General features: G+C 64.1%; 1 protein-coding gene. It reads right to left on the bottom strand.

Annotation, left to right across the window (positions count from 1 at the left end):
- The coding region (locus SB753_RS41250; protein WP_410805710.1) for a YbhB/YbcL family Raf kinase inhibitor-like protein at positions 1 to 184 on the bottom strand (184 nt) is incomplete at its 3' end.
- Positions 185 to 237 lie beyond the last annotated feature (53 nt).

Here is a 237-nt window from a genome sequence, read left to right as displayed (position 1 = left end):
AGGTCGTTTTCGGCGCGGCCGGGTCCGGCGCGTCAGGGTCGTCGACAATCAGCGCCAGGCTTTTTGCGTTCACGGGCACGCCGGACCAGGTGAGTGGCGGGGATACATCGGCGCCCTCGCAGGTATGCTGCACGGGAATCTCGCCGTTCTGTCGGAAGGCTTGCGACGTTAGCGCGAGGGTCATGGTGCGCTCCTCGGCGTCGCAACCGTTTGATACGGGCTATTCAATGTGCGATG

This window comes from Paraburkholderia sp. SIMBA_053 (assembly GCF_046534895.1).
In the GTDB taxonomy this organism is placed as follows: Bacteria; Pseudomonadota; Gammaproteobacteria; order Burkholderiales; family Burkholderiaceae; genus Paraburkholderia; species Paraburkholderia caledonica.
Note: the sequence above shows the minus strand (reverse complement) of the source record. Positions and strands in the feature narration are given on the sequence as shown.